Below are 12060 nucleotides of genomic sequence, written 5' to 3' on the forward strand. Positions count from 1 at the left end.
AACCCGGGATCGCCAAGCGCAGCATCTGACGGATGGGATTGCGTACGCTCCCTCCGATCTTCTTACGCGTCCGGGCGTTGGCCCTGGGCTTTGCGCGATCGGCGATCCATGCCCGTAAAAACGGTTCGACGTGATCGGGCAATTGCACAATGTTGGTCGCTCCTTGGCCTTTGGCGAACTCGCCAAAGGCTACCAAGAGCGGAATACGGCGTAAGACGGTGCGTTGTGAATAACGCTGCGCGGCAAGCCAGTCGACGTACTGCTCTATCGCGGCAGCGATCCAGGAGCTGCGGATACGGTCAACTGTGTCGGGACGGGTGTAGTAGTTCTCTAGCATGACAATCTCCTCGAAGGGGTGGAAGATCACCATGCCATGGACATNGCGTGCGGCCTCGAAATCGAGGCGATCAGCAACATAACGGTGAAGGGCACATAACCCCGATTATGCCCCCGGGGACATAATCCGGTATTTGCAGCTCGGTGACGCCACCAAAGAACCGGAACGCACGCTGGTGAGAGGCAATCCAGTCTGGCAGGGACTGCGTCCAGGTGGCCTCTGCGTAGGTGTAACTGGAGGCGCCGAGCACAGCGACAAAGATCTGTGCCCGCTGGACATTGCCGGTATTGCGGCAGATCACTGGGACGGTAGGTCCGCAGTAGTCGATGAAGGTCTTCTCACCGACGCGGTGCACCTGACGCATGCTGCGCCGTTGTGCCCTGACCCATCGCCGGTAGTGGTGGCAGTACTGGCTGTAGCGATAGGCCTGCTCCTCGTGCACGGCGACGTGCTCGGCCCAGAGCAGTTGCAGGGTTACCCCCTTGCGCTTGAGCTCCTGGTGAACCTCGAAGTAATCCGGCTGGGCAAAGCGCGAGGGCTTGGCGGTGGCGGGGAACAGCAGCGCTTCCAGCCGGGCTTCGTCCGTACCTTCCGGCAGCGGCCAGGTAACGCACCTGGCGGCGGCGAGGTGGAGGTACTTGCAGACCACGCCCTTGGAGACGCCGCTGGCGCGGGCAACCTTCTCGTTACTGAGCTTGGCCTCGTATTTGAGGCGCAGTATCTCGGTGATTTGACGCATTGGAATCCTCGTTGCGGGCATCCGACCCTCCTGCAGGGCAAAAGGGCGCGGTTATGCCGTAAAAAGTTGAAGAATTCCAGCGAGTTAGGTGGGGTTCCGGCGGAACGTGACCGCCGGTTCCGGGAACGTGACCAGTGATTCCGGGAAAGCCCCGGAAATCGGTCACGTTGAAACGGAATACGCGGTCACGATCATCCGGAATGGACGGTCACGATAAAACGGAACGGGTGGTCACGTTGGTGCGGAATACGCATCAGCCGAGGGAACTGCCCCCTCAGCTGCTCTCAGAACCCGGCGTGAACCTCTCGACTCACCGGGCTCCCATTGCTTCAACCGAGAACGCCCCGCGCGCACACCAATGTACGAACAAACCGGGGTATCTCCGCTTCACGCGATCAAGCCAGGCGAATGCTCTGATCTTGTGGCCGCGCAAGCGTTTGTATTTCCTCATGGCCCACCGGACAATAACCCTGTCGATATACTCTGCAACAGGTTGGAACTCCGAGCCACGAAAGCGACAGTAGTACCTAATCCATCCCCGTACGCGAGGCGCTGTCATCCGGGCGAGATCACCCAGAGATAACTCGCTGCGCAGAGGAAGATGCCATCGCCGCATCGCTTGGCGCATCGCTGGCATGTCTGTACGGCTGACTGCTGGCGTGAAGTCCGTACGAGTCTGCAGCAGGGTAACGACCGTCTGTGCAATTCTGTCACTGACGGTCGGCACTCCGAGAATCCGCTCCCCTCCAGTTTTCTTCGGTATCGGTACTGCTTTGACCGCCGGGGGAAAGTAGCTTCCCGACGACATCCGGTTCCATATCCGGTAGAGGTTCCTGCTCAGGTCACAATCAAAATCCTTGATCGATTGGCCGTCAATCCCGGCCGCTCCTCGATTGGCCTTCACGCGCCGGTATGCCTCCCACACCAGGCGTTTGGAAATGACAAAGGGTTTCGCCGATGTCACCAGCTCATTCTCCCGAAGAAGTTGACTCGTGATTCGACTGAAGCAACCCGACCCCTTCGCTCCGCGCCCATTACAGGCACATCCAAGCTAATACGAGTCGGTCCGTCCTCGGCCCGTGCATTGGTACTCTCAGTCTCGCTTTTCTTCACTTGACTTTCTCCCTTAGCATCACGGTACCGAGTTCCCGCAGTTCCGCTGAAGCGCCTGAAATCGAGCTCGCGCCATCTCTATGCCGGACACCGCCCACCCAGTAAGCAGGTTCTCCGATGGGCTCGTCCCGGGGATAGTTGTGGCCCCCGGTTTTGATGTCTTGTGATCAGTAACGACACCTGAACGATGGTTCGCTTGTACTCGCCTTCTCGATTCGTACCTGACGCACCACATGGATACGCCTTCTCCCTCAACGCTCACGACAACGGTCTTCAGCCAATGCCGCTTGAGGTGGTTTGGAGCCGGCCCCTGTAGGCAGACTCCGGAGGGTCGGTTCCTCCATCGCTTCAGCAGCTTTTCTTGCTTCACAATCAGCTCCTGCCGATTGATCCGCAATGCTGCGGCACACGCAACTATGTTGGCAGACACCGTCACTGGGAGGGTGATCTGATCATCGGCCTGAACCGATCTGCGATAGGGACGCTTGTCGAGCGATCAAGTCGATTCACCATGCTCGTCCATCTGCCTCGCGAGGAAGGCTATGGACTGACTCCCCGGGTGAAGAACGGTCCTCCACTTGCCGGCTACGGTGCTGTTACCATGGCCAATGCGCTGAAGAGAACCGTTACTAGTCTACCGGTAGAACTGTGGCGCTCATTAACTTGGGATCGCGGGAAAGAACTGTCGGATCATGCCCGTTTTACCATCGAGTCTGGCGTGAAGATTTTCTTTGCCGACCCTCACAGCCCATGGCAGCGCGGCACAAACGAGAATACGAACGGACTGCTGCGGCAATACTTCCCGAAAGGTACCGACCTGGCTCGATGGACTGTTAAAGAGATCCAAGCCGTAGCCCATACGTTGAACGCCAGGCCCCGAAAAACACTCGGCTGGAAAACTCCCGCCGAAGTACTGGACGAGTACCTAAAATCTGCTCAACACTCCAATGTTGCGACGACCGGTTGAATTCACCCAGTTCACCAGCGAAGATTTTACCGACGTTCTCAAGCAACACGGCATCAGGATCAGCATGGACGGCAAGGGGCGCTGGATCGACAACGTTTTTGTAGAGCGGCTGTGGCGCAGCGTGAAGTACGAGGAGGTCTACCTGAAGGCGTACGACAGCATCGTTGCCGCACGGGCTTCTCTGGGCCAGTATTTTACGTACTACAATTCGAAAAGGAGACACCAGTCTCTTGACCGGCGCACGCCGGACAATGTGTACTATCAAGACGCTGCCAGGTTGGCGGCATGACCTGAGGACGCACTTATCCAGCTGCCCAACTTACGGGGTCCATTTCTGATTTCCGTAATGTCGGTGACCCATTTGGTCTCAGGCTCCAGCGCACTGAAGTCACGCTCTAACCGGTTCTCAACACCCGGAGGTGAAAGTGTCGGTTGCGCCCGCTGACCTCGCCTCTTTTTCCGTGGCCAGCCCTGAAGTCCTGCGGTAACCATCAAGCGAGCTATGCGGTTCTTGCTCGCCGTTTCACCCTCGTGCGCCAGGTCTTCGTGCATACGTGGCACACCGATCGTCCCCCGGCTATCCTCATGGATCTGGCGGATACGGGACAATAACCGCCCATTATCCACCTGCCGGCAGCTGGGGCGTCGTGCTTCCCAGTCGTAATACCCGCTCGGAGAGACCTTGAGGCAACGACACATCATGCGTACGGGAAACTCACTGCGACAACGTTGAATCGCCTGGTACCTCAGGACGATTCCTTTGCAAAGAACGTTGCCGCTTCGCGCAAAAAATCACGTTCCTTTTTCACGCGAGCGAGTTCCCGCTTGAGCTGGGCAACTTCCTCATCCCGAGGCTTCCCCGTGCCCCCGAACGCCTGTCGGCCCGTCGATTCAGCTTCACGGACCCAGCGGGTCAGGACGTTGCCACCAATCCCCAGNTTTCACGCGAGCGAGTTCCCGCTTGAGCTGGGCAACTTCCTCATCCCGAGGTTTCCCCGTGCCCCCGAACGCCTGTCGGCCCGTCGATTCAGCTTCACGGACCCAGCGGGTCAGGACGTTGCCACCAATCCCCAGTTCCCGGGTAACTTGGGCGCAGCTGACTCCCGGTTGGCGCGTCTGCTCAACAGCACCACGCTTGAACTCTGGGCTGTACTTTCTTCTCTTCGACATAAACACTCCTTTTGCCCATTATGGGCTTCTTTGAAGTGTCCGTAAAAGTGGGGTAGAACCCCCTATTATCGGCAAATTCCGAACTTTTTCAGAGTAGTCAAAGGACAGGGACTTGCTTATCGTATTGGACAATCTCAGTCCTCACAAGATCAAAGAGGACGCCGAGTGGATGTCGCTGAAGCTGTTGGCCGCGCAGCAGCGACGACTGATGTCTCCGGATTGGCCCTGTGCCATAATGCCGACCCATGGAGGCAGATTACGGACGAAGTCCTGAAATCGCCGGAAGAACTCTACGGGCAGCCGGAATGAGCGACATTCTGCAACATCTGGACCGCATCCTCGCGCACCGGAGGCAGGCAGACCCCGCAAGCTCCTGTGTGGTTCCACACCCTGGTGATGCTTTCCCATCTCAATCTGGACTCCGCCGCGGTGCTGGAATGCCTGCAGCCGAGAGAAGGCATATCAGGGCTGGAAGAAAAGCTGTCCCGCGGTTAGCAGCGGACCTTACGCAACAGCACGACTGGAAATTACGGAGACTGGCATGGGTATCGGTGGTATTAGCGTCTGGCAATTGCTGATCATTCTGGCGATTGTGATCATGTTGTTCGGCACCAAACGCCTGCGCACCCTGGGCAGCGACCTCGGCAGCGCGATCAAGGGCTTCCGCAAGAGCATCAAGGATGACGACAGCACGACAGACAGCGTAGACACAGAGGCAGGGGACGCCACCCGGACTTCCGGGGACAGCAACGACAAGTCCTGAGCCGCGCCCATGTTTGACATCGATTTCACCGAGCTGGTCATCATTGCCATGGTGGGCCTGTTGGTGATCGGCCCGGAAAAGCTGCCGGGCGCTATCCGCACGGGCAACGCCTGGCTGCACCGCATCAAGCGCGGCTTCAATGACATCCGCCAGGAAGTGGAGCAGGAGCTGCACAACGACACCGTGCTGCAGGAGCTGCGCAAGACCCGGGATGAGATCAAGACCAGCGTGGCCAACGCCGAGCGGGAATTCGAGAACGACACTGCCGCGGTGACCAAACCGGATGACGGGGCTGCCGGCGACACGAAGGCCGGCCCTGCGCCTGCTGCCGGGCAGGAACCGCCCAAACAGTGAATGAGGACCCGGTCGGCCAGCCGCGGCCACTGGTGGCACACCTCACCGAGCTGCGGGACCGTCTGTTGCGGGCGCTACTGGCGGTGTTGGTGATGTTTATCTGCCTGTTTCCCTTCGCCAACGAGATCTACAGTTTTGTCTCCCAGCCCTTGCGGGCCCTGCTGCCGGAGGGCGCGACGATGATCGCCACCGAGGTGGCCTCTCCCTTCCTGACCCCCTTCAAGCTGACTCTGGTGGCGGCCATCTTCCTTGCCATTCCCTACCTGCTCTACCAGATCTGGAGCTTCATCGCCCCGGGTATGTATCGCTATGAGAAGCGTCTCGCGATACCACTGCTGGCGTCCAGCGTCCTGCTCTTCTACGCCGGCGCCGCCTTCGCCTACTACGTCGTGTTCCCGCTGATCTTCGGCTTTTTTACCAGCGTGGGGCCGGACGATATCGCCATCATGACCGACATCAACAGCTACCTGAATTTCGTGCTCAAGCTGTTCTTCGCCTTCGGCATCGCTTTCGAGATCCCGATTGCCGCCATGATCCTCATCTGGGCCGGCATCACCACACCGGAAGACCTGGTGAAGAAGCGCCCTTACATCATCGTCGGCTGCTTTGTCTTCGGCATGCTGCTGACGCCCCCTGATGTCATCTCCCAGGCCCTGCTGGCAGTGCCCATGTGGATTCTGTTCGAGATCGGAGTCTTTTTCGGACGCTTTATTCAGCGCCGGAAAGACACTGCGGCAGATTCGGAGTAACGGTGCCGGCTGACACTCGCTCCCTGTCGCCGCTGCTGGCCATATTTCGCTTCCTGCTTCCCTACCGCGCACGCCTGCTGGCTGCCGGCGGTGCCCTGGCCTTTACCGCCGGGGCCAAACTGTTTCTGGGCAGGGGCATCCAGTTGCTTCTCGACGAGGGCTTTGGCGGTGGCACCAGCACTGACCCGCGCAACGCCATCAGTGTCATCATCGTGATCGCAGGGGCCATGGCCCTGGGCACCTTCCTGCGCTTTTACCTGGTGTCCTGGCTGGGGGAGCGGGTCAGTGCCGACATTCGCAAGGCCGTGTTCGACAACATCATCCGCCTCAACCCGGGCTTCTTCGAAACCAACCGCAGCGGCGAAATCATGTCGCGACTGACTACCAATACTTCCCTTAATATCAAATCGGGTCCAAGCCACTTTGGGTCCAAAGTGGCCTCGCTGCCAATATGTGATTTTTCATTATAGATTCGGCCCACTGCGAGTCTCGGGTCTGAAGAGCTTTTAGTAGCTGCCTGTGGTGAGAATGGGACTCCTGCAATCTCTCCAAAGAAAATTTGCTTGCTGTGTGAGCCACCGAGGCTTGGTCCACCAAGTGTTTTAATATCTCGATCAACCGCGTCCCTTTCGAGGCAACCCATATTGCTTCATGAAACTGTATATTGAGATCAAGAAAGATCTGCATAATCCCCTCAAACGGCAAATTGGAAACCAAGGCCTCATCTATCTTTTCAATATCAGTACCAAGCTGAATCATTTGTTCAGCAGTGATATTCTGAGCTGCTTGCGCCGCTGCATAACCTTCAAGCATCGCTCTAAGTGCAAATAGCTCATCGAGATTTTCTTTGGACCATCCTTTTACCTGAGCACCCTGATTACGGTTGATCAAGACAAAATTCTCGGCGGCTAGTCGATGCAATGCCTCTCTGATTGGGGTCCGACTCACACCACATAACTCGACTAGTTCGAATTCTTTTAGCCGCGCGTTTGGCGAAAAGGTACCATCCAGCAGTTTTTCACGTATTTTCGAGTACGCCATTTCAGACGCACTTCTTACCTTGCTCATCAAAAATCGGCCCGATCGAGAAAATCTAAGTCAACATATTAACAGGGATCTCTGCTATAGACTGAGAATTGCATCTATTTATTACGCATTGTATGGCTATCATGCAACACCCAGCGAGATACTGCGGTAGACCATTGTTGCGTTAACTGATCTACGACATCGACTCCACCACCAGCCAATTCGATGTAACTAAAATCTGGCCGCATCTTTCTCGTCATTTGGGCATAATCGTAGATCATGTCGCCCGTATTGGTGAGAATCAGTGTTGGTCCGGTCAATCTCTTTATTCCTTCTGTGTGGTCATACACGAATGCGGCATGATGCCCTATCCAGAAGGGCGCATAACCTTGAAACTTCTCCGTAACGATTCGTGTTATCGTTTCGGGATCTGGAGAGTCTCCGTACATCCTGAATCGAGTTTCAAAGGATTTTTTCAAGTGCCCGCCGTCTGAGTCGTAAACGAAATTGATTTCCCTCTCTTCCGTACCCGCCAAAAACTCTACCCGGTCCTTGTCGTTCAGGGGCAACGGGCCATTAAGGATCACACTTTGAACCCTGTCAGGGAATTGCAATGCAACCTCCGTTGCGGTCATCGCACCTGTGTGATGACCTAAAACATGCGCCTTGTGGATGCCGAGATGATCCAGCACAGCCGGCACAATGACAGCCCAATCCTGGATGGTAGGTACGAATGGAGCGGGATCAGACTCACCAAATCCCGGCGTATCGATCCCGATTGCTCTCACGCCCAATTTGTTCAGTACTTCATAAACGCTTGTAAACTGTTTAGAAGTCTGCGGAGACTGATGAAGAAGTACCAATGGTACGCCTTCTCCAGTGTCTCGAAAGTGAATCTGTCCATAGGGACCATCGGCATATCCCCTACTGGGGATATAGGGGTTAGGCATCTCTCCCGACCGGAGAGCGAACGAGCCCCTCTCGTCACGGTGCTTCGACTCTGCCAAAGAGAAACTCGTACTCGCTAAAAGAAAACTCGTAAAAGCTAAGGTCAAGAAAGTGATGGAACCAGGCACCAACCTCGTCATTATCTACTCCTTCCGAATACGTCATCAAAAGTATTTTTACTTTTCGCACACTGGTCTTTAAAGCGAGTATCTTCAGTCGTGTTGCATCACTTCCATATTTGAAAGCAGCTCAGATTAAAGTGGTTAGAATACCTGTAGACAGAACATTGACCCAGCAAAGAAAGGATTCTCAAGGCCCTTTCGCTAAAAACAGACTGCGTTTTGGTGCCATCAACAAGAATGCTAGGAAACTCGCGCTCACGCTCCAGGTCGTTCAAGTGCTTGAGACCAAGCCACTCCGGCCCGCAATCAGCGCCATGGAACTCACATTCCACGTTACTACCATCGCAGACTGCAGCCTCTCCAGGCTTAGCTGACATGAGCCGGATACTGGATAACACTCGCCCAACAAGGCTGTCACGTTGCCCGAAAACTTCGTTCCAGCGATCGCTTGTTACACGCTACTGCTGAGCGCCGCCTTAGTCTCCCTGGTCGGCTAAAGGTGTAGTACTTATCTTGACTTCATCAAGTTCCGCGGAGACATCGTTCAAGCTACCCCGAAACCCTTTGATAGCGGCACCCAGATCACTCCCGATATTACGTACACGACTCGTGCCAAACAACATTATGGCAATCGCCAAAATAACAAGCAGCTGCCATACGCTAATACCACCTAATCCCATGCAAATCTCCACTGACGTTCAAATTACCAATACAATGACCGGCTGGACTGTTAACTTTCACCCACGTGCGGTAAATACCTTGCGTGAATTGCGAGCAGCTTCTTTACCCCTTCCGCGACATGCGTCGTAGAAAGCGTTGCACCCGATATAATGGGAACCACCTCTTCTGGCATCCAGCGACCGTGCCTAACCTTTGACATTTGACCTACCCATTGCTCGGTATACAAGCTTTCACAAAAGCCTTCAGCACATGTCAAAACCTCCAGGCCGGTAATGTTCCCTGCAGAATCAACGCCAAGCAGGTAGGTCACGATGTCGTTAAGCCCATAAACCTGATCCAGAAACAGCCAATCCCCGGAATCCGTTCGCCATACCTTTACCAACGGACGCAGGGACGGAACCTTGTAGTCAAACTTTAGCCGTATGTAGTCGCTGTCACTCAGCGTAAAGTCTGCCGACTTCAAAGACTGCCCTGGATAGATTCTTTCCTTTGCATCCTCAAACGATTGAAGCTGATCCGCCTCAGCAACAACACTCGCCACCAGCGCTACCGCTGGGATCACGAGAAATTTGAATTTCACCATTCAGCATAATACCTCGCGACGCATTGAGACCACACTTTAAAGCCACCCCTAGACCCTGACGAAGTGGCGTGAGCCAAAGCCACGAACTACCGGCTGAGAATCCTTGGCTTTTTGGAAACCACGAGTGCCGATTTCATCTTCGAAGTCCATGGCATGATACTCAAGCGTCCATGGTTCGTTATTCCAGCGGTGATCCCACCAACGGCCGAACATACTCCTCGGAGGCCCTTCTCGGCCACCGGTAATGAAGTCTATAGGGTAATAGACAGCACCGGGGCGAGATACACGCTGGACCTCTGCAATTGCCTGCCGTGTCACGTCTGCAGGAAATTCGTGGTGTGCAATGTAGCTTGTTACAATGTCAAAGTAGTTGTCTGGAAAACCGTTATCTTCTGCCAGCCTCTGTACGAAATTCACATCAACACCAAGATTCGCTGCCCGCATGTGGCCATATCGAACCATGGGACCACCAATATCCAGCCCCCAGACTTCCGCATCCGGGAACCGCTCCTTCAGAGCGACCGTTAACTGTCCGATCCCGCAGCCATAATCCAAAATACGCTTGACTTTACGATCCTTTGGCACCGGCAGATTTGCGACCGCTTCCCGATGGATTTGGTCCTGATCATTATGGCCTCGAACACCTATGTAGAAGCTGTTGGTCCCGTAGTGATACATGTGCCCAGCAAAGGGATCTCCCACATAGCCTCCCGGCTGAATATGGATTTGATGAGCAGCATGATCAGGTATTTTCATACTGGGCGCCAGTTCCAATGTTCCAGGCCCCGCCTTGTCTGTGCGCTCCATCTGGGACAAATACATATCGGCATTCGCGTGGTAATGGTCTTGCAGGTTCTTCCACGTAACGCGCTGATTCGCCAACCAAGTCTTGGGGGAGATGTTGATCGCCGGCTCATTCTCTATCAATCGGCGCAGCTCAGACATGCTGATATTTTCAGCAGGGTCAATGCCTTCCTGCTCCAAAACTCTTGTCAATGCTTCATCAGCAGTCTTTCTGATGATCCTTGCCTGCATCTGACGGAAGCCCGCAGTAAACTCCTGTCGACTCTCCACATCAATCGTCCCGAGGCGAAGCAACCTCCCATCGACGCCTCTTGGAAAGTTGGGCGCCGAGTATTTTAGTTCCTTTGTGACAGCGGCCTCTACCGTTCTCCCAGCCAGAGAAGTCACCCCGGATGCAGCCGCAAGCGTACCAAATGCGGCCATACCTAATAGTTCACGCCGATCCATCATAATCAAGCACCTCAAACCTATATTTAAACCAGAAACGGTGGGTTAGTAACAACAGTTTTCAACTCAAAACTTTGTAAAGCCATTGTCACCACTGGATATGCTTCTAAAGCTATTATCACCCAACGGCGAAAGGGCCAAGTCCAGAAAACGATCTCTGTCCAATTGCCATGCTTCGTTCTGGGCGGAGGTTGGCACATAGTTGTCAATCGTTTCGGAAGATATGCCTTTTTGCTCCAGCAGTGCTTCAAGCACCAGCATACGTCGTTTTGTCGACCACATTTCAGCACCCATTGCCACGACGCACTTGACAACTCCGTCGAGTGCTGGATTCCCCAGCATCAAATCCGCACCGAAGTCATAAGGAACAGGCTCATGGACGTATGTTTCACGACCTTCTGTTGCATTTGTCTTAGACATCTCTCCTTCCCTCATATTACATACAATCTAACAGTATCCAGTATAGAGATCTTTCTTACGCTGCAACTATACTATCGAAGGCCATTTTCGCAATGCATTGCAGTAATTGCATACACAGATCGCTAAAAGTCGTATGCGGCCGGTCATTAGACCTTGATCCGGGTGTTCAGTTATGCGGCAGTAGATCATCAAGGCCTGACTGAAGGGTGCTCGGCAAGCGCGCCAGGTCGTCACGCAGGTAAACCTGCGGATCCAGACCGTGGATCTTTGCCGACTTGGTCGCGGGCATCATCTTGGCGCCGCGCTGGCCACTGCGTAGGGAATCCGCGAAGCAACCTATTGAAAGATCACACCTAGCCCCCGAGCTGTATGGTGAAGGCTATGCTTTCCCGCAATCTCACGTGGCCAGTTTTGAGCGTGCCGCCTGAGCCAACGCCACCCCTCTGTGCGAGGCCGAAATGACGATCATCCTGAAAACGCTAGAGAGGTTCGGTAGCAACAGGGGACGAACCGGCGAATATCTGGGCGTCAGCGTCACTGCCTTGTGGCGGCGTCTGCACCGCATGTGATAGCGTCCCGAGTCTACACAACACAGGGACAGGCCAGTGGCGGAAGAACCTCCCCACCAGCATGACACACAGCCGCCAGCGGGGTGGTTTACCCGCTTCCTCAATACAGTTGAGTGGCTGGGCAACCTGCTGCCGCATCCGGTAACCCTGTTTGCCTGTTTCACGATCGGCATTGTGCTGCTGAGCGGATTCGCAGCCTAGTATCATAAACCATTAATTACGAAACATAATGTCGAGACATTTTGAGATCTGCATCTTGCCGAGAGAA

At 54.9% G+C, this 12060-nt stretch carries 15 protein-coding genes and 4 pseudogenes; 8 read left to right on the forward strand and 11 right to left on the reverse strand.

Annotated features, from left to right (window positions below; genetic code table 11):
• The 3 genes and pseudogenes from Q6D67_RS21070 to Q6D67_RS21995 form a co-directional block, all read right to left on the reverse strand.
• A pseudogene (locus Q6D67_RS21070) lies at window positions 1-337 on the reverse strand (integrase); the annotation flags it as partial.
• 70 nt (window positions 338-407) lie between these two features.
• Window positions 408-1076, reverse strand: coding sequence for a hypothetical protein (locus Q6D67_RS21075; protein WP_304707769.1), 669 nt, complete (start codon window positions 1074-1076; stop codon window positions 408-410).
• A gap of 310 nt (window positions 1077-1386) precedes the next feature.
• Window positions 1387-1884, reverse strand: coding sequence for a group II intron maturase-specific domain-containing protein (locus Q6D67_RS21995; protein WP_370552018.1), 498 nt, complete (start codon window positions 1882-1884; stop codon window positions 1387-1389).
• Window positions 1885-2622: 738 nt separating this feature from the next.
• On the opposite strand from Q6D67_RS21995, the pseudogene Q6D67_RS21085 reads away from it, so the two are divergent.
• Window positions 2623-3156, forward strand: a pseudogene (locus Q6D67_RS21085) (IS30 family transposase); the annotation flags it as partial.
• 4 nt (window positions 3157-3160) lie between these two features.
• Window positions 3161-3445, forward strand: a pseudogene (locus Q6D67_RS21090) (transposase); the annotation flags it as partial.
• A 26-nt stretch (window positions 3446-3471) separates the two neighbouring features.
• Here Q6D67_RS21090 and Q6D67_RS21095 read toward each other — a convergent pair.
• Window positions 3472-4326 (reverse strand): annotated as a pseudogene (locus Q6D67_RS21095) (IS3 family transposase); the annotation flags it as partial.
• 541 nt (window positions 4327-4867) lie between these two features.
• On the opposite strand from Q6D67_RS21095, the gene tatA (Q6D67_RS21105) reads away from it, so the two are divergent.
• Genes tatA (Q6D67_RS21105) through Q6D67_RS21120 form a run of 4 tightly spaced genes read left to right on the forward strand, consistent with a single transcriptional unit; the run spans window position 4868 to window position 6662 of the window.
• Window positions 4868-5089 (forward strand): twin-arginine translocase TatA/TatE family subunit, encoded by a 222-nt coding sequence (gene tatA, locus Q6D67_RS21105; protein ID WP_304707770.1) that lies wholly within the window; start codon window positions 4868-4870, stop codon window positions 5087-5089.
• Between the two features lie 9 nt (window positions 5090-5098).
• Complete coding sequence (tatB, locus tag Q6D67_RS21110; protein WP_304707771.1) at window positions 5099-5443, forward strand: Sec-independent protein translocase protein TatB; 345 nt, start codon at window positions 5099-5101, stop codon at window positions 5441-5443.
• Window positions 5440-6192 (forward strand): twin-arginine translocase subunit TatC, encoded by a 753-nt coding sequence (tatC, locus tag Q6D67_RS21115; protein ID WP_304707773.1) that lies wholly within the window; start codon window positions 5440-5442, stop codon window positions 6190-6192. Before tatB ends, tatC begins: the two co-directional genes overlap by 4 nt.
• A 2-nt stretch (window positions 6193-6194) precedes the next feature.
• Window positions 6195-6662 (forward strand): ABC transporter transmembrane domain-containing protein, encoded by a 468-nt coding sequence (locus Q6D67_RS21120; protein WP_304707774.1) that lies wholly within the window; start codon window positions 6195-6197, stop codon window positions 6660-6662.
• Here the strand turns inward: Q6D67_RS21120 and Q6D67_RS21125 are convergent.
• The 7 genes from Q6D67_RS21125 to Q6D67_RS22000 form a co-directional block, all read right to left on the reverse strand.
• A complete protein-coding gene (locus Q6D67_RS21125; RefSeq protein WP_304707776.1) occupies window positions 6595-7260 on the reverse strand; it encodes a GntR family transcriptional regulator in 666 nt (221 codons plus the stop codon). The two genes, Q6D67_RS21120 and Q6D67_RS21125, sit on opposite strands and share 68 nt — an antisense overlap.
• A 74-nt stretch (window positions 7261-7334) precedes the next feature.
• The gene (locus Q6D67_RS21130; protein WP_304707778.1) at window positions 7335-8168 is read right to left on the reverse strand and encodes an alpha/beta fold hydrolase; all 834 of its coding nucleotides are present in this window, start codon (window positions 8166-8168) and stop codon (window positions 7335-7337) included.
• Window positions 8169-8764: 596 nt separating this feature from the next.
• Window positions 8765-8968 carry a twin-arginine translocase TatA/TatE family subunit gene (gene tatA / locus Q6D67_RS21135; RefSeq protein WP_304707780.1) on the reverse strand — a complete coding sequence of 68 codons (204 nt, stop codon included), beginning with the start codon at window positions 8966-8968 and terminating at the stop codon, window positions 8765-8767.
• Between the two features lie 50 nt (window positions 8969-9018).
• Window positions 9019-9552, reverse strand: coding sequence for an FMN-binding protein (locus Q6D67_RS21140; protein ID WP_304707782.1), 534 nt, complete (start codon window positions 9550-9552; stop codon window positions 9019-9021).
• Between the two features lie 48 nt (window positions 9553-9600).
• Window positions 9601-10806 carry a class I SAM-dependent methyltransferase gene (locus Q6D67_RS21145; protein ID WP_304707784.1) on the reverse strand — a complete coding sequence of 402 codons (1206 nt, stop codon included), beginning with the start codon at window positions 10804-10806 and terminating at the stop codon, window positions 9601-9603.
• Between the two features lie 63 nt (window positions 10807-10869).
• Window positions 10870-11223: a hypothetical protein gene (locus Q6D67_RS21150; protein ID WP_304707786.1), complete on the reverse strand. Its 354-nt coding sequence runs from the start codon at window positions 11221-11223 to the stop codon at window positions 10870-10872.
• A 166-nt stretch (window positions 11224-11389) separates the two neighbouring features.
• Complete coding sequence (locus Q6D67_RS22000) at window positions 11390-11515, reverse strand: transposase domain-containing protein (RefSeq protein WP_370552016.1); 126 nt, start codon at window positions 11513-11515, stop codon at window positions 11390-11392.
• A gap of 166 nt (window positions 11516-11681) precedes the next feature.
• On the opposite strand from Q6D67_RS22000, the gene Q6D67_RS22005 reads away from it, so the two are divergent.
• Complete coding sequence (locus tag Q6D67_RS22005; RefSeq protein ID WP_370552017.1) at window positions 11682-11792, forward strand: helix-turn-helix domain-containing protein; 111 nt, start codon at window positions 11682-11684, stop codon at window positions 11790-11792.
• A 36-nt stretch (window positions 11793-11828) separates the two neighbouring features.
• Window positions 11829-11993, forward strand: a complete 165-nt coding sequence (locus Q6D67_RS21155) for an AbgT family transporter (protein ID WP_304707788.1) — start codon at window positions 11829-11831, stop codon at window positions 11991-11993.
• Window positions 11994-12060 lie beyond the last annotated feature (67 nt).

The organism is Haliea sp. E1-2-M8, assembly GCF_030649675.1.
Taxonomy (GTDB): Bacteria; Pseudomonadota; Gammaproteobacteria; order Pseudomonadales; family Halieaceae; genus Haliea.

Bases quoted from the DNA above. Each gene is read 5' to 3' on its own strand.
- Q6D67_RS21125 (WP_304707776.1), bottom strand. From the start codon at position 7,260: ATGAGCAAGGTAAGAAGTGCGTCTGAAATGGCGTACTCGAAAATACGT.
- tatB (WP_304707771.1), top strand. From the start codon at position 5,099: ATGTTTGACATCGATTTCACCGAGCTGGTCATCATTGCCATGGTGGGC.
- Q6D67_RS21150 (WP_304707786.1), bottom strand. From the start codon at position 11,223: ATGTCTAAGACAAATGCAACAGAAGGTCGTGAAACATACGTCCATGAG.
- tatA (WP_304707770.1), top strand. From the start codon at position 4,868: ATGGGTATCGGTGGTATTAGCGTCTGGCAATTGCTGATCATTCTGGCG.
- Q6D67_RS22000 (WP_370552016.1), bottom strand. From the start codon at position 11,515: ATGATGCCCGCGACCAAGTCGGCAAAGATCCACGGTCTGGATCCGCAG.
- Q6D67_RS21995 (WP_370552018.1), bottom strand. From the start codon at position 1,884: ATGTCGTCGGGAAGCTACTTTCCCCCGGCGGTCAAAGCAGTACCGATA.
- Q6D67_RS22005 (WP_370552017.1), top strand. From the start codon at position 11,682: ATGACGATCATCCTGAAAACGCTAGAGAGGTTCGGTAGCAACAGGGGA.
- Q6D67_RS21140 (WP_304707782.1), bottom strand. From the start codon at position 9,552: ATGGTGAAATTCAAATTTCTCGTGATCCCAGCGGTAGCGCTGGTGGCG.
- Q6D67_RS21145 (WP_304707784.1), bottom strand. From the start codon at position 10,806: ATGATGGATCGGCGTGAACTATTAGGTATGGCCGCATTTGGTACGCTT.
- Q6D67_RS21130 (WP_304707778.1), bottom strand. From the start codon at position 8,168: ATGCCTAACCCCTATATCCCCAGTAGGGGATATGCCGATGGTCCCTAT.
- Q6D67_RS21075 (WP_304707769.1), bottom strand. From the start codon at position 1,076: ATGCGTCAAATCACCGAGATACTGCGCCTCAAATACGAGGCCAAGCTC.
- tatA (WP_304707780.1), bottom strand. From the start codon at position 8,968: ATGGGATTAGGTGGTATTAGCGTATGGCAGCTGCTTGTTATTTTGGCG.